At 66.8% G+C, this 21,009-nt stretch carries 23 protein-coding genes; 16 read left to right on the top strand and 7 right to left on the bottom strand.

Translation table 11 applies throughout. The annotated features are described in order from the left end of the window. The first annotated feature begins 44 nt into the window (after nt 1-44). Nucleotides 45-1,415 carry a preprotein translocase subunit SecY gene (secY, locus tag Q0326_RS03875; RefSeq protein WP_298687301.1) on the top strand — a complete coding sequence of 457 codons (1,371 nt, stop codon included), beginning with the start codon at nt 45-47 and terminating at the stop codon, nt 1,413-1,415. Between the two features lie 36 nt (nt 1,416-1,451). Further along, the gene (locus Q0326_RS03870; protein WP_298687299.1) at nt 1,452-2,099 is read left to right on the top strand and encodes an adenylate kinase; all 648 of its coding nucleotides are present in this window, start codon (nt 1,452-1,454) and stop codon (nt 2,097-2,099) included. Between the two features lie 202 nt (nt 2,100-2,301). Here Q0326_RS03870 and Q0326_RS03865 read toward each other — a convergent pair whose 3' ends face one another. Then, nucleotides 2,302-3,357, bottom strand: a complete 1,056-nt coding sequence (locus tag Q0326_RS03865; RefSeq protein ID WP_298687297.1) for an NAD(P)-dependent alcohol dehydrogenase — start codon at nt 3,355-3,357, stop codon at nt 2,302-2,304. 257 nt (nt 3,358-3,614) lie between these two features. On the opposite strand from Q0326_RS03865, the gene rpsM reads away from it, so the two are divergent. The 5 genes from rpsM (at nt 3,615) to Q0326_RS03840 (ending at nt 8,486) form a co-directional block, all read left to right on the top strand. After that, complete coding sequence (gene rpsM, locus Q0326_RS03860) at nt 3,615-3,983, top strand: 30S ribosomal protein S13 (protein ID WP_298687359.1); 369 nt, start codon at nt 3,615-3,617, stop codon at nt 3,981-3,983. Nucleotides 3,984-4,043: 60 nt separating this feature from the next. Continuing rightward, entirely contained in the window at nt 4,044-4,433 is a 390-nt protein-coding gene (gene rpsK / locus Q0326_RS03855; RefSeq protein WP_298687295.1) for a 30S ribosomal protein S11, read from the top strand. Nucleotides 4,434-4,521: 88 nt separating this feature from the next. Then, nucleotides 4,522-5,595, top strand: a complete 1,074-nt coding sequence (locus Q0326_RS03850; RefSeq protein WP_298687293.1) for a DNA-directed RNA polymerase subunit alpha — start codon at nt 4,522-4,524, stop codon at nt 5,593-5,595. A 240-nt stretch (nt 5,596-5,835) separates the two neighbouring features. Continuing rightward, a complete protein-coding gene (rplQ, locus tag Q0326_RS03845) occupies nt 5,836-6,258 on the top strand; it encodes a 50S ribosomal protein L17 (RefSeq protein WP_298687291.1) in 423 nt (140 codons plus the stop codon). Nucleotides 6,259-6,428: 170 nt separating this feature from the next. Beyond that, nucleotides 6,429-8,486 carry a prolyl oligopeptidase family serine peptidase gene (locus Q0326_RS03840; protein WP_298687289.1) on the top strand — a complete coding sequence of 686 codons (2,058 nt, stop codon included), beginning with the start codon at nt 6,429-6,431 and terminating at the stop codon, nt 8,484-8,486. 12 nt (nt 8,487-8,498) lie between these two features. On the opposite strand, the gene Q0326_RS03835 is transcribed toward Q0326_RS03840, so the two are convergent. After that, a complete protein-coding gene (locus tag Q0326_RS03835; RefSeq protein WP_298687287.1) occupies nt 8,499-9,533 on the bottom strand; it encodes a methyl-accepting chemotaxis protein in 1,035 nt (344 codons plus the stop codon). A 148-nt stretch (nt 9,534-9,681) separates the two neighbouring features. Here Q0326_RS03835 and guaA point away from each other — a divergent pair, with 148 nt between their 5' ends. Together guaA and Q0326_RS03825 are read left to right on the top strand one after the other, a co-directional pair. Continuing rightward, complete coding sequence (gene guaA, locus Q0326_RS03830; RefSeq protein ID WP_298687285.1) at nt 9,682-11,244, top strand: glutamine-hydrolyzing GMP synthase; 1,563 nt, start codon at nt 9,682-9,684, stop codon at nt 11,242-11,244. Between the two features lie 67 nt (nt 11,245-11,311). After that, a complete protein-coding gene (locus tag Q0326_RS03825) occupies nt 11,312-11,749 on the top strand; it encodes a GNAT family acetyltransferase (protein ID WP_363303636.1) in 438 nt (145 codons plus the stop codon). Nucleotides 11,750-11,850: 101 nt separating this feature from the next. Here Q0326_RS03825 and Q0326_RS03820 read toward each other — a convergent pair whose 3' ends face one another. Continuing rightward, a complete protein-coding gene (locus tag Q0326_RS03820) occupies nt 11,851-12,666 on the bottom strand; it encodes a porin family protein (RefSeq protein WP_298687283.1) in 816 nt (271 codons plus the stop codon). Nucleotides 12,667-12,692: 26 nt separating this feature from the next. On the opposite strand from Q0326_RS03820, the gene Q0326_RS03815 reads away from it, so the two are divergent. The 7 genes from Q0326_RS03815 (at nt 12,693) to Q0326_RS03785 (ending at nt 18,448) form a co-directional block, all read left to right on the top strand. Further along, the gene (locus Q0326_RS03815; RefSeq protein WP_298687281.1) at nt 12,693-13,040 is read left to right on the top strand and encodes an ArsC family reductase; all 348 of its coding nucleotides are present in this window, start codon (nt 12,693-12,695) and stop codon (nt 13,038-13,040) included. 63 nt (nt 13,041-13,103) lie between these two features. Further along, on the top strand, nt 13,104-13,976 hold the full coding sequence (gene panB / locus Q0326_RS03810; RefSeq protein ID WP_298687279.1) for a 3-methyl-2-oxobutanoate hydroxymethyltransferase: 873 nt from the start codon (nt 13,104-13,106) through the stop codon (nt 13,974-13,976). Nucleotides 13,977-14,047: 71 nt separating this feature from the next. Continuing rightward, nucleotides 14,048-14,746 carry a tetratricopeptide repeat protein gene (locus Q0326_RS03805; protein WP_298687276.1) on the top strand — a complete coding sequence of 233 codons (699 nt, stop codon included), beginning with the start codon at nt 14,048-14,050 and terminating at the stop codon, nt 14,744-14,746. A gap of 74 nt (nt 14,747-14,820) precedes the next feature. Further along, nucleotides 14,821-16,224: a PQQ-like beta-propeller repeat protein gene (locus Q0326_RS03800; protein ID WP_298687274.1), complete on the top strand. Its 1,404-nt coding sequence runs from the start codon at nt 14,821-14,823 to the stop codon at nt 16,222-16,224. A 106-nt stretch (nt 16,225-16,330) separates the two neighbouring features. Then, the gene (der, locus tag Q0326_RS03795) at nt 16,331-17,725 is read left to right on the top strand and encodes a ribosome biogenesis GTPase Der (protein WP_298687272.1); all 1,395 of its coding nucleotides are present in this window, start codon (nt 16,331-16,333) and stop codon (nt 17,723-17,725) included. Next, entirely contained in the window at nt 17,722-17,949 is a 228-nt protein-coding gene (locus Q0326_RS03790) for a sulfurtransferase TusA family protein (RefSeq protein WP_298687270.1), read from the top strand. The genes der and Q0326_RS03790 overlap by 4 nt, the downstream gene beginning before the upstream one ends. Before the next feature lie 64 nt (nt 17,950-18,013). Then, nucleotides 18,014-18,448, top strand: coding sequence for an Hpt domain-containing protein (locus Q0326_RS03785; RefSeq protein ID WP_298687268.1), 435 nt, complete (start codon nt 18,014-18,016; stop codon nt 18,446-18,448). Between the two features lie 104 nt (nt 18,449-18,552). Here Q0326_RS03785 and bfr read toward each other — a convergent pair whose 3' ends face one another. From bfr to Q0326_RS03765, 4 genes are all read right to left on the bottom strand, one after another. Beyond that, a complete protein-coding gene (bfr, locus tag Q0326_RS03780; RefSeq protein ID WP_298687266.1) occupies nt 18,553-19,053 on the bottom strand; it encodes a bacterioferritin in 501 nt (166 codons plus the stop codon). Between the two features lie 94 nt (nt 19,054-19,147). Beyond that, nucleotides 19,148-19,318: a (2Fe-2S)-binding protein gene (locus Q0326_RS03775; RefSeq protein WP_298687264.1), complete on the bottom strand. Its 171-nt coding sequence runs from the start codon at nt 19,316-19,318 to the stop codon at nt 19,148-19,150. A 33-nt stretch (nt 19,319-19,351) separates the two neighbouring features. Continuing rightward, nucleotides 19,352-20,599 carry a DUF418 domain-containing protein gene (locus Q0326_RS03770; RefSeq protein ID WP_298687262.1) on the bottom strand — a complete coding sequence of 416 codons (1,248 nt, stop codon included), beginning with the start codon at nt 20,597-20,599 and terminating at the stop codon, nt 19,352-19,354. A gap of 144 nt (nt 20,600-20,743) precedes the next feature. Next, nucleotides 20,744-20,947, bottom strand: coding sequence for a hypothetical protein (locus Q0326_RS03765; RefSeq protein WP_298687260.1), 204 nt, complete (start codon nt 20,945-20,947; stop codon nt 20,744-20,746). Nucleotides 20,948-21,009: the final 62 nt, after the last annotated feature.

Raw genomic sequence — 21,009 nt, 5'->3', positions numbered from 1 at the left:
TGCGACCCGCCGTTTTCGTTTTATCGCAGGGACGTGAATCACTCATGGCATCCGCCGCCAACGCATCGGGCGCAGGGCTCAGCCTGTCCAAGTTCACGCAGGCCACAGACCTCAAGAAGCGCCTGTGGTTTACGCTCGGCGCACTGATCGTGTTCCGCCTGCTCAGCTTCGTGCCGCTGCCGGGCATCGATCCGCGCGTGCTCAACTCGCTGTTCCAGAAGACCAACGGCGGCGTGCTCGACTTCTTCAACAATTTCTCGGGCGGTGCGCTGCACCGGATGAGCCTGATCGCGCTCGGCGTGATGCCCTACATCACCGCCTCGATCGTCGTGCAGCTCGCGACCTCGCTGTCGCCGCAGCTCGAGGCGATCAAGAAGGAAGGCGAGAGCGGGCGCAAGAAGCTCAACCAGTACACGCGCTACCTCACCGTCCTGCTGACCTGCATCCAGGGCTATTTCATTGCGGTCGGTCTCGAGAGCTGGGGTGCCTCGTCGGGCGTCTCGGCGGTGGTCGAGCCGGGCATGCTGTTCCGCGTCACGACGGTGATCAGCCTGGTCGGCGGCACGATGTTCCTGATGTGGCTCGGTGAGCAGATCACCTCGCGCGGCATCGGCAACGGCGTCTCGCTGATCATCATGGCGGGCATCGTCAGCCAGATCCCGACGGTGATCTCGAACCTGCTCGAGAGCGGCTCGACGGGCTCGCTATCGCCGTTGACCGTGATCGCGGCGTTCGTGATCGCCTTCGCGATGATCTACTTCATCTGCTTCATGGAGCGCGCGCAGCGCAAGGTGCTGATCCAATATCCCAAGCGCCAGACCGCGCGCGGCATGATGCAGGGCGACAAGTCCTATTTGCCGCTCAAAATCAACACCGCGGGCGTGATCCCGCCGATCTTCGCGTCATCGCTGCTGCTGATGCCGCTGACGATCGCGCAGTTCGCGGGCAACCGCGTCCACGGCAACGGCCGCTGGAACGACATCCTGCTGACCCTGACCGGCTCGCTGCAGCACGGCTCGCCGCTCTATCTGACGCTCTATGCCGCGGGCATCATTTTCTTCTGCTTCTTCTACACCGCGGTGGTGTTCAACCCGGAAGAGACCGCGGACAATCTCAAGCGCTATGGCGGGTTCATTCCCGGCATTCGCCCGGGCAAGGCGACCGGCGACTATCTCGATTATGTGCTGACGCGCATCACGGTGATCGGCGCCGCGTACCTCACGCTGATCTGCCTGGTGCCCGAGGCGGTGGTGAAGGCGTTCAGCCTGCCGCAGATCTCGCTGACCGGCACCAGCCTGCTGATCGTCGTCAACGTCACGATGGATACGGTGACGCAGATCCAGAGCCATCTGCTCGCGCACCAATATGGCGACCTTCTCAAGAAGGCCAAGCTCAAGGGCGGGATGCGCCGCTAAAGGCGCACACGCCAGAACGATTAGGGGAGGGACACCATGAACATCATCCTGCTCGGGCCGCCGGGTGCCGGCAAGGGTACGCAGGCGACGCGGCTGGTCCAGTCGCGTGGCATGGTGCAGCTCTCGACCGGCGACATGTTGCGCGCCGCGGTGACCGCCGGCTCGCCGGTCGGCCTTCAGGCCAAGGCGGTGATGGAATCGGGCGCGCTGGTGTCCGACGAGATCGTCTCGGGAATCATCGGCGAGCGGCTCGATCAGCTCGAGGGCGGGCAGGGGGCGATCTTCGACGGCTATCCGCGCACCCAGGCGCAGGCCGAGGCGCTCGATCGGCTGCTCGAGGCGCGCGGCCGCCGGCTTGATCATGTCATCGAGCTCACCGTCGACGAGAATGCGCTGGTGGCACGCATCGTCGGGCGCTTCACCTGCGCGGTGTGCGGCGAGGGCTATCACGACACGTTCAAGCGTCCCAAGGTCGAGAGCACCTGCGATGTGTGCGGCAGCCACGAGTTCAAGCGCCGCCCCGACGACAATGAAGAAACGGTACGCACGCGCATGGCCGAGTATCGCGCCAAGACCGCGCCGATCCTGCCCTATTACGAGCAGCGCAAGCTGGTCAGCCGCGTGGATGGCATGGCCGATATCGACGATGTCGGGCACGCGATCGATACGGTGCTGGAAGGGTAACAAAGCCTCCTCCCCGCGCGAAGCGGGGGGGAGGGGGACCGCTCGCGCAGCGAGTGGTGGAGGGGCGTCCGACGCTGGAAGATGGGAACCCGGTAGAGACGTGGTCCACCCCTCCACCACCCTGCGGGTGGTCCCCCTCCCCATCCTTGATGGGGAGGAAGAGTAGGGCGGCGCCTCCTTGGGAAGCGCCGCCCTCGTCACGTCACGCGTCGAGCGACGCGTTATCGATCACGAAACGATACTTCACGTCGCTCTTCTGCATGCGATCATAAGCTTCCTCGATCTTCTGGATCGGGATCATCTCGATGTCCGCGACGATTTTGTGTTCGGCGCAGAAGTCGAGCATCTCCTGCGTCTCGGCGATGCCGCCGATCAGCGAGCCCGCGATCGCCTTGCGCTGGAAGATCAGCACGCCGACGTTGGGCGAGGGATGCGGATGCTCGGGCACGCCGACCACGCACAGCGTCGCGTCGCGCTTAAGCAGCATCGTGAACTGGTCGAGATTGTGGCTGGCCGCGACCGTGTTCAGGATGAAGTCGAAGCTGCCGGCATGCGCCTTCATCTCGTCCGCATTCTTCGAGACGATTACTTCGTCCGCGCCGAGCTCCTTGGCCGCCTCGCGCTTGCTCTCTGACGTCGTGAAGGCGACAACATGCGCGCCGAGCGCATGCGCGATCTTGATGCCCATATGGCCGAGCCCGCCGATACCGACGACGCCGACCTTCTTGCCCGGGCCAGCGCCCCAATGCTTGAGCGGCGAATAGGTGGTGATGCCGGCGCACAGCAGCGGCGCGACCGCGGCGAGCTGCTCGACCGGGTGGGTGATGCGGAGCACGAAATGGTCCTTGACCACGATGTTCTGCGCATAGCCGCCGAGCGTGTGGCCTGGGGCGTCATCGGACGGGCCGTTATAGGTGCCGACGAAGCCGCCGTTGGTGCAGTAATTCTCGAGGCCCTCGTTGCAGGAGTCGCAATGCTGGCAGCTGCCGACCATGCAGCCGACGCCGACGACGTCGCCGACCTTGAAATTGCTGACCTCGCCACCGACCGCGGTGATCGTGCCGACGATCTCGTGGCCGGGGACGCAGGGGTACAGCGTCCCCTCCCACTCGGCGCGGACCTGGTGGAGGTCGGAATGGCAGACGCCGCAATAGGCGATGTCGATCGCGACGTCATGCGCGCCGGGCTGGCGACGTTCGATGTCCATCGGCTCGAGCGGGGTCGTGCCGGAGTGTGCGCCATAGGCCTTGGTTGCCATAGGTGTTTCTAGCCTTATCTTGGGGGTGGGCATCGCGGATATGGACCGGGGCCCACCATATGCAACCGCTCGGTATGGTATTCTTTACCAGGCGCTGTCGGCTTGACAGCCCCCGAGTCGCTGGGTAGGAGCGCGCTATCCCTAAACCCGGATGTCCGGCGGCGCTTGCTTGCGTGCGTCGGCTATCCGCCGTTTGAGGGCGACGCGACGAGATGGGCCGCCCAGCCAGGCGGCCTGTGGAGCAGGAGAATAACACAGTGGCTCGTATTGCGGGTGTCAACATCCCGACCAACAAGCGCGTAGAGATCGCGCTGACCTATATCCACGGCATCGGCCCGACCAAGGCCAAGGAAATCACCGCCAAGCTGGGCCTCGAGCCGCAGCGTCGCGTGCAGGACCTGACGGACCAGGAGGTCCTCCAGATCCGCGAAGCGATCGACGCCAGCTACACCGTGGAGGGCGATCTTCGCCGCCAGGTGGCGATGAACATCAAGCGCCTGATGGATCTCGCCTGCTATCGCGGTCTCCGCCATCGCAAGGGCCTGCCGGTCCGCGGCCAGCGCACGCATACCAATGCGCGCACCCGCAAGGGCAAGGCCAAGCCGATCGCCGGTAAGAAGAAGTAAGCTCGCAGCCGTCGGCCCGTCCGGCGGCTCGCTTACGTTTGTCAGGATTAGGACAGCAACATGGCACGTGAACCGCAGCGCATCAAAAAGCGCGAACGCAAGAACATCACCTCGGGCGTCGCGCATGTGAACGCCAGCTTCAACAACACGATGATCACGATCACCGATGCCCAGGGCAACGCGATCTCCTGGTCGTCGGCCGGCCAGATGGGCTTCAAGGGGTCGCGCAAGTCGACGCCGTACGCGGCGCAGGTCGCCGCCGAAGACGCCGGCAAGAAGGCCGCCGAGCACGGCGTCCGCACCATCGAGGTCGAGGTCAAGGGTCCCGGTTCGGGTCGTGAGTCGGCGCTGCGCGCATTGCAGGCGGTCGGCTTCCAGATCACCTCGATCCGCGACGTGACCTCGATCCCGCACAATGGCGTTCGCCCGTCCAAGCGCCGCCGCGTCTGATCTTTCCGGCGCGACCGATGCCGGTCGCGCTTCACTTCCGGCCGGGGGCGGACGCGTCCCCACCAGCCCAACCCTTGAGGGAAGACATATGGCCGTCAACGCCAAAAATTGGCAGGAACTGAAGAAGCCGCATGGTCTCGAGAAGAAGACCGGCGGCGACAGCAAGCGCCGCGCGACCTTCGTCGCCGAGCCGCTCGAGCGCGGCTTCGGCCTGACGCTCGGCAACGCGCTGCGGCGCGTGCTGCTCTCGTCGCTCCAGGGCGCCGCGGTCACCTCGATCAAGATCGAGAACGTGCTGCACGAATTCTCGTCGCTCGCCGGCGTGCGTGAGGATGTCACCGACATCGTGCTCAACGTCAAGCAGATCGCGCTGCGGATGCAGGGCGAGGGGACCAAGCGCCTCCAGCTTGCGGCGACCGGCCCGGCCGAAGTCACCGCCGGCATGATCGCCGCCACCGGCGACATCGAGGTGATGAACCCCGAACTGGTGATCTGCCACCTCGACGAGGGCGCGACGCTCAACATGGAGCTGACCGCCGCGGCCGGTAAGGGCTATGCCCCCGCCGTGCTCAACCGTCCGGCCGATGCGCCGATCGGCCTGATCCCGGTCGACGCGCTCTATTCGCCCGTCCGTCAGGTTGCCTACAAGGTCGAGAACACCCGCGTCGGTCAGGAGCTTGATTACGACAAGCTCACGCTGACGATCGAGACCGACGGCACCGTCCTTCCTGAGGATGGTCTCGCTTATGCCGCGCGCATCCTGCAGGACCAGCTCCAGCTCTTCGTCCACTTCGACGACGGCCTGACGCTGACCTCGAGCGTGCCGCAGATGGCGGGTGTCGCTGCCCCTTCGATGGGCGGCAGCGCCGAGCCGGAAGCGGATGCCAACCAGCTCAACCGCTACCTGCTCAAGAAGGTCGACGAGCTCGAGCTGTCGGTGCGCTCGGCCAATTGCCTCAAGAACGACAACATCATCTACATCGGCGATCTGGTCCAGAAGACCGAAGCCGAGATGTTGCGCACGCCGAACTTCGGCCGCAAGTCGCTCAACGAGATCAAGGAAGTGCTCTCTTCGATGGGTCTGCGCCTCGGCATGGACATCCCGGGCTGGCCGCCCGAGAATATCGAGGAAATGGCCAAGAAGCTCGAACAGGAATATTGATGGGATAATCCCTCTCCCCTCGGGGGGAGAGGGAGGGGCCCGCCGGCGAAGCCGGTGGGAGGGTGAGGGCACGCAAGCGCACATCCTCGTGCCCTCACTCAACTCCGACTAGGGCGCATGCGCGCCCAAGTCTCCGTATCGCTCTCCTCCAAGGGGAGAGGAAAGGTTGGGGCGGTGCCTTTTCACCGCCTGGCCGGATGTACCTGAGACGGCATCCGGACGAACGAAAGGAAGATTATCATGCGTCATCGTGTCGGCGGTCGTAAGCTCCAGCGGACCTCGAGCCATCGTCTCGCCCTGTTCCGCAACCAGGCCGCAGCCCTGATCAAGCATGAGCAGATCACCACCACGCTTGCCAAGGCGAAGGAGCTTCGCCCCTATGTCGAGAAGCTGGTGACGCTCGCCAAGAAGGGCGGACTCTCCAACCGCCGTCTCGCGCACGCCCGGCTGCTCGACGACGCACAGCTGGTCAAGCTGTTCGACGTGCTCGCCGAGCGCTATGCGACGCGCCAGGGCGGCTATATCCGCGTGATCAAGGCCGGTATCCGCGCCTCGGACGCCGCGTCGATGGCGATCATCGAATTCGTCGACCGCGACGTCTCGGCCAAGGGCCAGGATTCGGGTCCGGTGATGACCGACGACGAGCTCGACGAAGCCGCCTGATCCGGTACGTCGCTTCGGCATACGCCTTTAGGAGGGCCGTCCCGGATCGGGGCGGCCCTTTTTCCGTTGGCGGTACCGCCTTGCATCGGCGGCGATGACCGATAAGGCGTTGCCGACGACCGCTTTCCCCGTGTGGCGGGAGCGGTCTGCAGGAAAAGGACGCCGTGTTGATGAGTCCCGAAGGTCCGTTCGTCTATCCGCCGACGCCGCGCGACGACATCGTCGACGAGATGTTCGGTCGGCCGATCGCCGATCCCTATCGTTGGCTCGAAGATGATGTCCGCCAGGAGCCGCGGGTCGCCGCGTGGGTGGCGGCGCAGGCACGGCTGACCGAGGAATATCTCGCCGGGCTGCCCGGACGCGACGCGATCGCCGAGCGGCTGACCCAGCTGTGGGACTATGAGCGTATCTCGCTGCCGCGGCGCCGTGGTGGCCGCTATTTTCATCTTCGCAACAGCGGGCTCGAGGCGCAGCCGGTGCTGTGCGTGCGCGAGGGAGTCGGCACGGAGTCGCGCGTCCTGCTCGATCCCAAGGCATGGTCGGCCGACGGCGCGACCGCGCTCGGCGAATGGGAGCCGTCTCGCGATGGCCGCAAGCTCGCCTATGCGGTGCAGGATGGCGGCAGCGACTGGCGGACGCTCCATGTGCTGGACGTGGCCAGCGGCGTGTCGACCGAATTCGTCCTGCGCTGGGTGAAATTCTCGGGCATCGCCTGGGCTGCGAACGGATCGGGCTTCTTCTATTCGCGCTTCCCCGAGCCGAAGCTCGGCCAGGAACATCAGGCGACCAATGTCGACCATGCCGTCTATTTCCACCGGCTCGGCACCGCGCAGACCGCGGACATGCTGGTCTATGCGACGCCGGATCGGCCGCGGCTGCTGCATGTCGCGGAGACCAGCGTCGACGGCCGCTGGTTGCTGATCTCCTCGGTCGAGGGCACCGACGCCCGCGTCGAGCTCAGCGTCGTCGACCTGACCGCGCCCAAGCTGGCGTCGCGGACGCTGGTGCGCGAGCTCGAAAATGACTGGCGCCTCGCCGGCACGCGCGGCGACATCTTCTACTTCGTTACCGATCTCGAAGCACCGCGCCGCCGGATCGTCTCCATCGATGTCGCCTCGGAGATGCGGCGCCGGCGCGAGATCTTGCCGCAGGGCCCCGATCTGCTCGCCGACGCGCGGCTGGTCGGCGATCGGCTGCTGGTGACGATGCTGCGCGACGTCGCCAGCGAGCTGCGCAGCTATGATCTCGACGGCAAGCTGATCGGCACGGTGGCGCTGCCGGGGGTCGGCACCGTCTCGGGTATCGAAGGCGAGGAGGGGGACCCGGAAGGCTTCTTCGCCTTCACCAGCTATGATCGGCCGACCGAAATCCATCGGCTCGATGTCGCGAGCAGCGCGACGAGCCTGTTCGCCCGTCCGCCGCTATCCTTCGATCCCGCGGGCTTCGTCGTCGAGCAGACCGCCTGCACCACCGCCGACGGCACCGTCGTGCCGATCTTCCTGCTCCGGCGCCGCGATTCCGTCGGGCCAGCGCCGACCACGCTCTACGGCTATGGCGGGTTCGAGATTTCGCTCACCCCCGGGTTCAGCCCGGCCGCGCTCGCCTGGGTGGCGATGGGCGGCGTCTATGCGGTCGCCAACATTCGCGGGGGCGGCGAATATGGCAAGGCGTGGCACGACGGCGGCCGTCGCGCCAACAAGCACAATGCCTTCGACGACTTCATCGCGGCGGCCGAGCATCTGACCGCGACCGATGTCGCCGCCAAGCTCGTGATCCATGGCCATAGCAACGGCGGGCTGCTGGTCTCGGCGGTCACCAATCGGCGGCCAGACCTGTTCGCCGCCGCGCTGCCGTCGGTCGGCGTGCATGACATGCTGCGGTTCCATCGCTTCACCGCGGGACGCTACTGGATCGACGACTATGGCGATCCGGGCGTCGAGGCGGACTTCACGGTGCTGACCGGCTACGCGCCGCTGCTCACCATCCGCGACGGCGCCGACTATCCCGCGATCCTGGTCGCGACCGCCGACACCGACGACAGGGTCGTGCCGGCGCACAGCTTCAAATATGCCGCCGCGCTGCAGGCGGCGGACATCGGTGCCAAGCCGCATCTGATCCGGATCGAGACGCGCGCGGGGCACGGCGCTGGCAAGCCGATCGACAAGCAGATCGCCGAGACCGCCGACCTGTGGGCGTTTGCGGCCTATTGGACGGGGTTGGCGGTCTAGGACCGCCGTCCGCTATGCCGCCGCCCGCGCCCGCGGGCCGGTAAGCGAATCGGCGATCTCGCGCTCGCCTGGAACGCGCTGCTCGATGACGCAGCGCAGATTGAGGCCGTCGAAGCCGTTGAACGGCGTCGCCATCGCCTGCGCCACGATCGAATCGTCGCGGGTCTCGACGTGGCGGCCGGCCGCCGTCGCGACGCTGGCGATGTTGAGCGCCTCGTTGAAGACATAGCGTCCGGTCGACGAGATCATCCGGTTCTGCTCGTCGACGATCGAGACCACGCCGTTGCCATTGGCCTGCTCGACCGAATGGAGGATCGCCGCGGCCTGCGTCTCCCAATCATATTCGAGATAGCAGGCGCCGATCGTCCGCCCTTCGGCGCGGATCGGCGCCACGTAGATGAGCACTTTGCGGTTCTGCGAATAGGGGTTTTCCCAGACCTCGTCGGTGAACCAGTCCTCGCCGGGCATGGCCGACAGCGCGGCATTATATTGGGGCTCGTTGCGCAGGTTGAACGAGCGGACCTCGGCATTGGCGTGCGCGGTGACGACGACATTGCCCTCGTCGTCGGCAACGAAGGCGTTGAGGAAATAGGGCGAGAAATGGAGCATCGCGCGGAGGCGCTCGACCGCGCGCTGTTCGGCCAACGGGTCGGTGCGCGCGTGGGCCGCGCCCGCGATGATCGACGGATCGGTGGAGAGCATGCGGACGTCGATCGAACGGTCGAACAGCGAGCGCGCGATCGTCTGGATGATCGACTGCGCGAGTTCGGCGAGCCGCGCGCCTTCGACTTCGGCGACCAACTCGTCGGCGATGCTGGCGCCCTGCGCGAGCCGATCGAGCACTTCAGCGCGAAACGTTGCCGCGCTGGTGCGCGCTTGCCCCGCCAGCGCCTTGACCTCCTGCGCCACCACCGAAAATCCGCGTCCGGCCTCGCCCGAGCGGGCGGCCTCGATCGTCGCGTTGAGCGCGAGCAGATTGGTCCGCCCGGCGATCGCCTGCGTTTCGGCAGCATAATGTTGGACCTCCTCGCGGAGCGTGGACAGCAAGGATCGGATCCGACGCGGCATCAAGAAATCCTCGAACGAGTATGAGCCTCTACCCTAGCGCCGATCCGTAAACGAAGCGTTGACCATCGTCGGCGCGAGGCGCCTCCGGACGCTGGACAGGCTGCGGCCCGCGCTTTATCGGCTCGCCATGACCGTCACGCCCCCAGACAGCATCCTCATCGTCGATTTCGGCAGCCAGGTGACGCAGCTCATCGCGCGCCGCGTGCGCGAGGCCGGCGTCTATTGCGAAATCGCGCCCTTCCAGTCGGCGGAGGCTGCATTCGACCGGATGGCACCGTCCGGACTGATCTTCTCGGGCGGCCCGGCCTCGGTGACCGAAGAGCATGCGCCGCGCGCGCCGCAGCGCTTCTTCGAGGCGGGGCTGCCGATCCTCGGCATCTGCTACGGCCAGCAGACGATGTGCCAGCAGCTCGGCGGCGAGGTCGTCGTGTCGGGGGAGGGCGGCGAGTTCGGCCGCGCCTTCGTCGAGGTTCGCAGCCGCTCGGCGCTGTTCGACGGAATGTGGGCCGAGGGCGAGCGCCACCAGGTGTGGATGAGCCACGGCGACAAGGTCACCCGGCTGCCGCAGGGCTTCGTCCCGATCGCGGTGTCGGAGGGGGCGCCCTATGCGATCACCGCCGACGAGACGCGGCGCTTCTACGGCGTGCAATTCCACCCCGAGGTGGTCCACACCCCCGATGGCGGCAAGCTGATCGCCAATTTCGTGCGTCATGTCTGCGGGCTCGGCGGCGATTGGTCGATGGCGGGCTTCCGCGCGGCCAAGATCGAGGAGATCCGTGCCCAGGTCGGCAAGGGGCGGGTGATCTGCGGGCTGTCGGGCGGGGTCGATTCGTCGGTCGCCGCGGTGCTGATCCACGAGGCGATCGGCGAGCAGCTCACCTGCGTCTATGTCGACCATGGCCTGATGCGCGCGGGCGAGAGCGAGCAGGTCGTCTCGCTGTTCCGCAACCACTATAATATTCCGCTCGTCCATGTGAACGCCGAGACGCTGTTCCTGAACGGTCTCGCTGGCGTCACCGACCCCGAGGCCAAGCGCAAGTTCATCGGCAAGACCTTCATCGAGGTGTTCGAGGACGAGGCGAAGAAGATCGGCGGCGCCGATTTCCTGGCGCAGGGCACGCTCTACCCCGACGTGATCGAGAGCGTCAGCTTCACCGGCGGGCCGTCGGTGACGATCAAGAGCCACCACAATGTCGGCGGGCTGCCCGAGCGGATGAACATGAAGCTGGTCGAGCCCTTGCGCGAGCTGTTCAAGGACGAGGTCCGCGTGCTCGGCCGCGAGCTCGGGCTGACCGAGGCGTTCGTCGGCCGCCACCCCTTCCCGGGACCGGGCCTCGCGATCCGCATCCCCGGCGAGGTCACCAAGGAGCGCTGCGACATCCTGCGCAAGGCGGATGCGATCTATCTCGAGGAGATCCGCAATGCCGGGCTCTACGACGCGATCTGGCAGGCGTTCGCGGTGCTGCTGCCGGTCAAGACGGTCGGCGTGATGGGCGACCATCGCACCTATGATTCGGTGTGCGGGCTGCGTGCGGTGACCTCGGTCGACGGCATGACCGCCGACGTCTATCCGTTCGACGGCGCCTTCCTCAGCCGGGTCGCGACGCGGATCGTCAACGAGGTCGCGGGCATCAACCGCGTCGTCTACGATTATACCAGCAAGCCGCCGGGCACGATCGAGTGGGAGTAAGCCGGAAAGAGCGGACGTCCGGTGGACGTCTGCCCGGCTTACTCGGCGGCGCAAGCCGTCGCAGCGTGTGAGCAGCGCGGCCCGGCCGATATTCGGCGTTGCAACCGCTAGCGATGAAGCCGCGGTGGTCGCGCTGTGGCGGGCGAGTGGGCTTACCCGCCCATGGAACGATCCGCAGGCCGACTTCCGTCTGGCACGCGCCACGGCGGGCGCGACCATGATCGTCGCGCGCGATGCGGGCGAGGTGGTCGGTAGCGTGATGGTCGGCTTCGACGGTCACCGCGGCTGGGTCTATTATCTCGCGGTCGCACCCGATCGCCGCCACGCCGGACTGGGTCGCGCGCTGATGACGGCGGCCGAGGACTGGCTACGCGGGCAGGGCGCGCCCAAGCTGCAGCTGATGGTGCGCGACGACAACCAAGCGGCGCTCGGCTTCTATTCGGCGCTGGGCTTCGAGCGGCAGACGACGATAGTGCTCGGACGACGGCTGGACGGAGCGGACTAGGCTATCGGTCGCGATCGCGATCGACGGAGCGCACCAAAAAGCCCCCGATGTTTCCACCGGGGGCCCTGTTTTTGCGTGTCGAAGCGACAGGCGAAGAGGCGTTAGAACAAGTAGCCGACTCCGGCGATAACCTGATTGCGGTCGAAATCGATCTTCAGCGCATCGCCGTCGACCACGAATTTATACGCCTTGAAGTCGGTATAGCGATATTCCGCCTTCACATAGACGTGGCGCGAGATCTTGTCCTCAATCCCGACGCCCAGCCGAACGCCGCTGCGATTGTCCTGCAAGCGCAGATCGCTCGCATCGTCGTGGCCCTTCACCTGGCCGTTCACGTACGCGACTTTGCCGTAGACGAGCGGACCCGTGTCGCCGAACTGCTTACCCGCGCGGATACCGACCTCGATCTCGCGGCCGGGCTTGGCACAGGCGCGGTCGTCGCCGCCGAACACCGTGCAATATTTGATCGACGACCAGTTGATCCCGGCTTCGGTGCCGAGGACGAAGCCCGCGCCCATGTCATTGTCATAGCCGACGTTGGCGCCATAGGTGACGCCGTTCTCGCTGCCCTTTGCCTCTTGGAACACGGCGTTGTCGTAAGACAGCTTGGCGGTCGTGCCGATATGGTCCCAGCCGCCCTGTGCTTCGACCCGGAAGCCCGTATAGGGGCCGTCGTCCGCATTCGCGCACGTAGCGCCCAAGGCGATCGAGGCCGCTGCCGTTACGCCGAGAATGACCAGTGATTTCAAAAGCTCTACCCCTTTTTGTGCTGACTTTTCAGCGCGGTGCGGTCGGTAGGCGAAAGAGGTTAACGGTGGGTTAGGCTGCGTTCGCGTCGCCGTGCCGCCATCGTGACGCCGGCCCTGGCACGACGACGAACCACTGTGTTTCCCGCCGCCGCTTGCTATTGCCCACATGACGGCCAGGATCGGAAGGATAGGGCGTGACGCCAACGCTGTACGGCATCAAGAATTGCGACACGATCAAGAAGGCGCGCGCCTGGCTCGACGCGCAGGGCGTCGCTTATGCCTTCCACGACTACAAGGCGTCGGGGATCGATGGCGCGACGCTGGCCAAGTGGGTCGCCGAACATGGCTGGGAGACGATCCTCAACCGCGCCGGCACGACCTTCCGCACGCTGCCCGACGCGGACCGCGAGGGGATCGACGCCGGCAAGGCGATCGCGCTGATGTCGGCGCAGCCCTCGATGATCAAGCGGCCCGTGCTCGACCTTGGCGGCCGAACGCTGGTCGGGTTCAAGCCGGACGTCTACGCGGCGGCAGTGGGATAGATCATACGGGATCGCATTGCCGCACGATTTGCCCGCCGCCGCGCCACCGGCTAGACGTTGCCCATGTCCACCACCTTCACGCTCGACAGCGCGACCAGCCGTGCCACGCCGACGCCGGCACCGATGAAGCGGCTGACCGCGCCCGCGATTCTCGCGCGCAAGACCGGGCCCGAGCCCGTCGCCGAGCCGGTGGTGATGCTCACCGCCTATACCGCGCGGATGGCGCAGCTGCTCGATCCGCACTGCGACATGCTGCTCGTCGGCGACAGCCTGGGGCAGGTGATCTACGGCCTGCCCTCGACGATCCCGGTCAGCCTCGAGATGATGTGCGCGCATGGCGCCGCAGTGGTGCGCGGCAGCTGGCATAGCGTCGTCGTGATCGACATGCCGTTCGGCAGCTACGAGGCCTCGCCCCAGCACGCCTTCGCCTCCGCCGCGCGCATCCTCAAGGAGACGGGGGCCGCCGCGGTCAAGCTCGAGGGCGGCGAGGCGATGGCGGAGACGGTTGCCTTCCTGGTCGCGCGCGGCATCCCGGTGGTCGGCCATGTCGGGCTCACCCCGCAGGCGGTCAACATGCTCGGCGGTTATGCGGCGCGGGGGCGGAGCCAGGTGGAGGAACAGAAGATCGTCCGCGATGCCACCTCGGTCGCCGATGCGGGCGCGTTCGCGCTGGTGATCGAGGGCGTGGTCGAGCCGATCGCCGCGCGGATCACGCGCGAGGTCGCCTGCCCGACGATCGGCATCGGCGCCTCGGCGCAGTGCGATGGCCAGGTGCTGGTGATCGACGACATGCTCGGCATGTTCGAGCGCACCGCGCGCTTCGTGAAGCGATACGAGGATCTGGCGCCGCGCATCACGGCGGCGGCGCAGGCCTATGCGTGTGAGGTGCGGTCGCGCGCCTTTCCAACCGCGGCCGAGACCTACGCGCCCAAGTAGCTGTTCCGTTCCGGCCGCGACGCCGCTAAGGTCCGCGGCAATTTCGGGCGGACCGCCCCTGGAGATTTCGATTGGCCCTGACCCCGCAGAATAACGACGCCTTCTTTCGTGAGGTCGACGACGAAGTGCGCCGCGAGAAGCTCGGCGAGGCCGCGCGCCGCTATGGCGTGATGCTGGCCGGGCTGGTCGTGCTGGCGCTGATCGTCCTTGGCGTGGCGCTGTGGTGGCGCTCGCACCGTGCGGCGGTGGCGGGCGAGCATGGCGACCAGCTGATCGCCGCGATGGCGTCGCTCAACGCCAACCAGGAGGCGCAGGCGGGCAAGACGCTGCAGACGCTCGTCGACACGCACGACAAAGGCTATGCGCCGCTCGCGCGGATGCTCCAGGCCGACATCCTCGTGAAGGACGGCAAGGCTCCGGCCGCGGCGGCCGCCTTCCTGGCGATCGCGAACGATAGCGCGGTGCCGCAGCAGTTGCGCGACGTCGCGACGCTGCGCGCGACCACGATCGATTTCGACACGATCACGCCCCAGGCCGCGGTCGCGCGGCTCAAGCCGATCGCCGTCACCGGCAATCCCTGGTTCGGCAGCGCGGGCGAGATGCTCGGCGTCGCCTATATGCGGATGGGCCAGCCCAAGCAGGCCGGCGCGCTGTTCGTCGCGATGACCAAGGACCCGACCGTGCCCCGCACGCTGCAATCGCGCGTCGCCCAGCTTGCCGCCGATCTCGGCTTCGACCCCGTTCAGCCCTCCGACAGCCCGGCCTCCTGATGGCGGCGCGATCGGGCGCCCGGGCGCCGGCTACGACACGACAGGACTATGACAATATGATGGGGCGGGACAGTATGGGCACGCGCAGGACGAAATCGTCGGTAACGGCGCTGGCGACGGCGCTGACCGCGGTCGCGCTGCTGTCGGGCTGCGGTATCTTCAAGGGCGACAAGAAGCCCAAGACCGAGGTGCTCGGCGAGCGCATTCCGGTGCTGACGGTCGAGAGCAGCGCGGGCAACGACGCATCGATCGTCACCACGCCGGTGACCGTGCCCGAGGCGCAGCCCAATGCCGAGTGGACGCAGCCCGGCGGCAATTCGCAGAAGGCGATGGGCAATCTCGCGCTCGGCGCCAGCCCGCAGCGGATTTGGACGGTCCAGCTCGCCAAGTCGAGCAAGGCGGCGCGGTTGGCAGCGCCACCGGTGGTGGCGGGCGGCCATGTCTATGTGATCGATACGCTCGCCAACGTCCGTGCCTATGACGCGGCCTCGGGCAAGGAATTGTGGTCGACGCAGATCAAGGGCACGCCCGGCCCGGCGCTGCGCAAGGCGGGGATTCCCGGCCTGCTCGGACAGAAGGAGCATAAGCGCTACACCGCCTCGCTGTTCGGCGGCGGCGTCAGCTTCGACGACGGCAAGCTGTATGCGACCAACGGGCTTGGCGAGGTCGCGCAGCTCGATGCGGCGACCGGCAAGATCGGCTGGCGCGTGACGCCGGGCGGCCCGCTGCGCGGCGCCCCGGGCATCGCCGGCGGCTCGGCCTATGTGATGAGCCAGGACAACCAGATCTACGCGCTCAACCTCGCCGACGGCACGACCCAGTGGACCGCAAGCGGCCCGCTCGAGACCGCCGGCGTGTTCGGCACGGGAGCGCCCGCGGTCGCGCGTAGCACGGTGATCGCCGGCTTCTCGTCGGGCGATCTCGACGCCTATCGCTACGAGAATGGCCGCGTCGTGTGGCAGGACGCGCTGACCCGCACCAGCATGTCGACGACGGTCGGCGACGTCACCGACGTCGATGCCAGCCCGGTGATCGACGACACGCGCGTCTATGCGGTGGGCGCCGGCGGCCGCATGGTCGCGCTCGACCTGCTCACCGGCCAGCGGCTGTGGGAGATCAACATCGGTGGCATCTCGACGCCGGCGCTTGGTGGCGATTGGCTGTTCGTCGTCGCCGACGACGCGCATCTCTATTGCGTCCAGCGCACGACGGGCAAAATCCGCTGGTCGACCCAGCTGCCGCATTGGAAGAACGAAACCAAGAAGACCAACCAGATCATCTGGAGCGGGCCCGTGCTCGGCGGCGGCAAGCTGTGGCTGACCAACTCGCAGGGAGCGCTGGTTTCGGTCGCGGTCGACACCGGCAAGGTCGTCTCGACCGAGAAGGTGTCGAAGAAGCCGTTCTCACTCGCGCCGATCATCGCCAACAACATGATGTTCCTGCTGTCGAGCGACAACAAGCTCGCCGCGCTCCGGTAGGCCGCGCCGCCGCTGTCCCTGTCTTGCAGGGGTGCGCTCCTGGAGCAGTCGTTTAGGGGGCGAACGCCCGCGGGCGATCGTGTAGGGGCGGCGGCGGAGATTTGATATGAAGCAACAGCCTACCGTCGCGATCATCGGCCGCCCCAATGTCGGCAAGTCGACATTGTTCAACCGCCTCGTCGGCAAGCGCATCGCGTTGGTCGACGATCGTCCGGGTGTCACGCGCGACCGGCGCGAGGGCGACGCCGACCTGCTCGGGCTGCAGTTCCGCATCATCGACACGGCCGGCTATGAGGAAGACGATGCGCAGACGCTTCCGGGCCGGATGCGCGCGCAGACCGAGGCCGCGGTGGCGCAAGCCGACGCCGCGTTGTTCATGATCGACGCGCGTGCGGGCGTAACCCCGCTCGATGCCGAGGTCGCGCGCTGGCTGCGCGGCAGCGACACGCCGATCATCCTGCTCGCCAACAAGGCGGAGGGCCGCGCCGCCGAATCGGCGATCTTCGAGGCGTTCCGGTTGGGTCTCGGCGATCCGATCGCGCTGTCGGCCGAGCATGGCGACGGCATGGCTGATCTGTTCGAGGTGCTGCTGCCGCATATCGAGCGCGGCGACGTCGAAGAGGAGGCGCCCGACGATGACGAGGAGGATCCCGACGCGATCCTCAAGCTCGCGATCGTCGGCCGCCCCAATGCGGGCAAGTCGACGCTGGTCAACAAGATGCTTGGCGAGCAGCGGCTGATCACCGGGCCGGAAGCCGGCATCACGCGCGATTCGATCTCGATCGACTGGATGTGGCCGAGCCCCGAGGGTCGCGAGCGGGCGGTGCGGCTGATCGACACGGCGGGGCTGCGCAAGAAGGCCAAGATCGAGGACAAGCTCGAAAAGCTGTCCGCCTCCGACACGATGCGCGCGGTCGATTTCGCCGAGGTCGTCGTGCTGCTGCTAGATGCGACGCGCGGGCTCGAGGCGCAGGACCTGCGGATCGCGGACAAGGTGCTGTCCGAAGGCCGTGCGCTGGTGATCGCGCTCAACAAATGGGACGTCGCCGAAGGCGCCTCGGCGCTGTTCAACGGCGTCAAGGCGGCGCTCGACGAGGGGCTCAGCCAGGTCAAGGGCGTGCCGCTGCTCACCGTGTCGGCGGAGACGGGCAAGGGCCTCGACCAGCTGCTCGCCGCTGCCTTCGAGACGCGCGACGCCTGGTCCAAGCGCGTCGGCACCGGCGCGCTCAACCGCTGGTTCGAGCAGGCGGTCGAGCGCAACCCGCCGCCCGCGCCCGGCGGCAAGCGGATCAAGCTGCGCTACCTGACGCAAGCCAAGACGCGGCCGCCCGGCTTCGTGCTGTTCGGCACGCGCGTCGATCAGCTCCCGGTCAGCTATCAGCGCTATCTGCTCAACGGCATTCGCAAGGATCTCGGCTTCGGCGCGGTGCCGGTGCGGCTGACGCTGCGTGCGCCCAAGAACCCCTACGGCAACCGGCCCAACGACACGCGCGACGATTGAGCGAGACGCTGCTCGATCTGCGGGGGCTCCGCTGCCCGTGGCCGGCACTCCGGGTTGCGCGCGCGATCCGTGAAGCCGCACTGGGCGCGGTGATCCTTGTGGTGGCGGACGACCCCGCCGCGGCGCGCGAAATCACCGCGGTCGCGGACGAGCGCGGCTGGCGGATATCACCGCAGGCAACGGAAATTGGGCAGGGCCTTCGACTAAACGCTATGCGACGGTAACGCTCTATTTACCCCAATACTGGCATAGCTCGAATATTAGATACTGTGTTCAAGGGGATCGCTCGTGGCGATGGGAGCCGCAGAACTGGTCGATTGGGGCGTTTTCGCCCGCGTACGCACCGAGCTTGGCTCCGGATTCGTGCGTATTCTCGGCTATTTCCGCGAAGACGGAATCAAGGCCGTCGGTGTCATCGAGCAGGCGATTCGCGATCGCTCCGCGGCCGCGCTGGTGTTGCCCGCGCATACGCTGAAGGGCGAGGCGCGACAATTTGGTGCGATGCCGCTCGCCGAGATCGCCGAGGAGATCGAGGCGACCGCGCGGCGCTGCGTCGAGGCGCGCGAGACGCCGGACGAACTGATCGAGCGCATTGTCGAACTGCGCCCGCTGTTCGAGGCGACGCTCCGTCTGTTCGACCGCGAGGTCAATCCGCTGGTCGACCGCCGCACCACGGGTTTCGGCCGTAAGGCGTCGGGCAGCTTCGGGGTCGCCCAGCGCTGAGGCGTCGCCTGCGCGCGTATCGATAACGTTTCGGCCCGAACGCGCCGGGGCACAGCCGCCGCGCGGCATGAGCGCGATTGCCCCCACGCCGCACGGCCTGGGAGTCAGTCTCCGGTCGAGGCGCCTTCCTCGTTCGCAGGCTTGCTCTGCAGCTGGATGTAGTTGCCGATCCCCATCAGCTTGATCAGGTCGAACTGCTTCTCGAGATAGTCGACATGCTCCTCCTCGTTGGCGAGGATCTTGAGGAACAGGTCGCGCGATACATAGTCGCGCACCGATTCGGCCTGCGCGATGCCGTCGCGCAGCGTCGGGATCGCCTCCTCTTCGAGCGCCATGTCGGCCTTGAGGATCTCTTCGACCGATTCGCCGATGCGCAGGCGACCGAGCAGCTGGAAATTAGGCAGGCCGTCGAGAAACAGGATGCGCTCCGACAGCCAATCGGCATGCTTCATCTCGTCGATCGATTCGTGGCGCTCGAAATCGGCGAGCTTCTGCACGCCCCAATGGTCGAGCATGCGATAGTGAAGCCAATATTGGTTAATCGCGGTCAGCTCGTTCTTGAGCGCCACGTTCAATATCTCGATGACGCGTGCGTCGCCCTTCATACCCAGCTCCCAATGTGCAGAAGCGTGGTTTAACCCCGATCAGGCGCAAATCCCACCGCGAACGACTCGCGCAAGTCGTTCGCAGACGGCGCTTTCAGGCGGCAGCGGATTCGGACGCGATCAGCTCGCGCGCGAAGGGCACGCACTGACCGCAGCGCGGGCGGCATCCCAGGGAGGCATAGGCGGAAAGTGGATCGCGGCAACCGGCGCGCGCGGCGTCCCGTACCTGGTTTTCACGCAACGCATTGCAGATGCAGACGACCATAGTGCCTCCGATGGCGATGACATCAGACTAGGACTACTGCGACACAGTTGCAATATCATTTATGCGCATCGCTTGCGCTTTTCCGCGCGCGAGCGAGCGCCACGCCCATTCGAGCGGGCCGTAGCGGAAGCGCGCTAGCCACCATGGGCTCCATGTCAGCATCGCCGCCCATGTCGCGAGGACGATCGGGTAGAGCATGACTCGTTCCACCCGGCCGAACAGCCCGAGGCCCCAGCCGTCGAAGACCAGCATCATGACGATGCTGGTGCCGAGATAGTTGCTGAACGCGACGCGGCCTGCCGCCTCGAGCCGCGGATGCGGACGGCCTGTCAGCCAGGCGAGCGCGAGGCTGGCCTCGGCGAGCGCCAGGATCGGGCGGAAGGGCACGCTGCCAAGCGTCGCCGCCGCAAACGTTGTGAGCGTATCGAAACCGCCGGCGGCACTCAGCCCGCACAGGGCGACCGTCGGCGGCAGGCCGACCGCGAACCCGAGCCCCGACCAGCGCAGATAGCGCGCCCGCGTCCACGTCCCGGTAACGAACCCCGACCGTAGCGCCGCCATTCCGATCAGCATGAACGCCAGCGTCTCGAAGCCGTCGAAGGCGAGCAGGAAGACCGGCCCGCCGCCTTGGACGGCAAGGTTGTGCGCGACGAAACCATGCCACGATCCGCGCGCCACCGCGATCTCCGCGGCGACGTCCGATGGCTGGCCGACCCCGACGCCATCGGCGAAGCTGTGCCAGGCGGCGCGCGTCGCGGCGCTGGCGTCGGCCAGGCTGGCGGCGTGGCGCAGCTCGACGAAATTGAGGAAGAACAGCGCGCCGACGACCAGTTGCACGCACAGCAACAGGATAGCGATGCGCAATTGCTGGCGGGGCTCGAGCAGCGCGAATGGCAGCGCCAATGTGCCGACCAGCGCATAGTGGAGCAGGATGTCCCCCGGCCAGATCAGGAGGAGGTGTGCGACGCCGAACAACCCGAGCGTCGCCATCCGCGCAAAGTGGACGCGCGTGCCGTTGCGGCCCGCCGCCTCGGCGCGTTCGACCACGATCAGCGTCGAGGCGCCGAACAGGATGGAGAAGAGCGCACGCATCTTGCCGTCGACCAGCACGAACGACACCGCCCAGGCCGCGAGATCGACGGGCCGCGTGCCGCCGCCGGCGAGGGGATTGAAATAGGCGCCCGACGGCAGTGCGAAATCGGCGATATTCATCAGCAGGATGCCCATCACCGCAAGCCCGCGCAGCGCGTCGATCGAGGCGTAGCGGGGGACGGCTGTCATCGTACGGACGTGTCGCGGCGGGACCAGAGCGTCAAGCCGGGAGCCGGCGGTTCATAGGTCGTCAGACCGCGTTTCGGGCGTCTATCAGCTGCCGGCATCGGCAAGTGCCCGGCGGCCGCCATATGCCGCCGCCGGGCCTTGAGATCATTTCTTGGCAGCGATCGGCGTCGCGCCAGGGGCGCCGCACTTGGCGAACTTGCCCTTGGCATCCTTGCAGCGCGCGCCGGCAGGGGCGGCGGCTGGCGGGCATTTGGTGAACTTGCCCTTGGCGTCCTTGCACGGCGCGGCCAGCGCGGGCGCGGCGGCCAGCGACAGCAGGGCAGCGGCGGTCATCAGCGATCGGATCATGCTCGTCTCCTCGGCCGCGCTACTCGCGGTCGGGACGATCGAATCGCAAGATGACGCCTGGG

The sequence above is a fragment of the uncultured Sphingomonas sp. genome (assembly GCF_937859915.1).
GTDB lineage: Bacteria > Pseudomonadota > Alphaproteobacteria > Sphingomonadales > Sphingomonadaceae > Solisphingomonas.
The sequence above is the reverse complement of the archived record's forward strand: the minus strand, read 5'-3'. Positions and strand labels throughout refer to the sequence as shown.

Bases quoted from the DNA above. Each gene is read 5' to 3' on its own strand.
- Q0326_RS03865 (WP_298687297.1), bottom strand. From the start codon at position 3,357: ATGGCAACCAAGGCCTATGGCGCACACTCCGGCACGACCCCGCTCGAG.
- panB (WP_298687279.1), top strand. From the start codon at position 13,104: ATGTCCACCACCTTCACGCTCGACAGCGCGACCAGCCGTGCCACGCCG.
- Q0326_RS03800 (WP_298687274.1), top strand. From the start codon at position 14,821: ATGGGCACGCGCAGGACGAAATCGTCGGTAACGGCGCTGGCGACGGCG.
- bfr (WP_298687266.1), bottom strand. From the start codon at position 19,053: ATGAAGGGCGACGCACGCGTCATCGAGATATTGAACGTGGCGCTCAAG.
- guaA (WP_298687285.1), top strand. From the start codon at position 9,682: ATGACCGTCACGCCCCCAGACAGCATCCTCATCGTCGATTTCGGCAGC.
- Q0326_RS03850 (WP_298687293.1), top strand. From the start codon at position 4,522: ATGGCCGTCAACGCCAAAAATTGGCAGGAACTGAAGAAGCCGCATGGT.
- rplQ (WP_298687291.1), top strand. From the start codon at position 5,836: ATGCGTCATCGTGTCGGCGGTCGTAAGCTCCAGCGGACCTCGAGCCAT.
- Q0326_RS03820 (WP_298687283.1), bottom strand. From the start codon at position 12,666: ATGTGGGCAATAGCAAGCGGCGGCGGGAAACACAGTGGTTCGTCGTCG.
- Q0326_RS03775 (WP_298687264.1), bottom strand. From the start codon at position 19,318: ATGGTCGTCTGCATCTGCAATGCGTTGCGTGAAAACCAGGTACGGGAC.
- Q0326_RS03765 (WP_298687260.1), bottom strand. From the start codon at position 20,947: ATGATCCGATCGCTGATGACCGCCGCTGCCCTGCTGTCGCTGGCCGCC.
- Q0326_RS03870 (WP_298687299.1), top strand. From the start codon at position 1,452: ATGAACATCATCCTGCTCGGGCCGCCGGGTGCCGGCAAGGGTACGCAG.
- secY (WP_298687301.1), top strand. From the start codon at position 45: ATGGCATCCGCCGCCAACGCATCGGGCGCAGGGCTCAGCCTGTCCAAG.
- Q0326_RS03770 (WP_298687262.1), bottom strand. From the start codon at position 20,599: ATGACAGCCGTCCCCCGCTACGCCTCGATCGACGCGCTGCGCGGGCTT.
- rpsK (WP_298687295.1), top strand. From the start codon at position 4,044: ATGGCACGTGAACCGCAGCGCATCAAAAAGCGCGAACGCAAGAACATC.
- Q0326_RS03840 (WP_298687289.1), top strand. From the start codon at position 6,429: ATGAGTCCCGAAGGTCCGTTCGTCTATCCGCCGACGCCGCGCGACGAC.
- der (WP_298687272.1), top strand. From the start codon at position 16,331: ATGAAGCAACAGCCTACCGTCGCGATCATCGGCCGCCCCAATGTCGGC.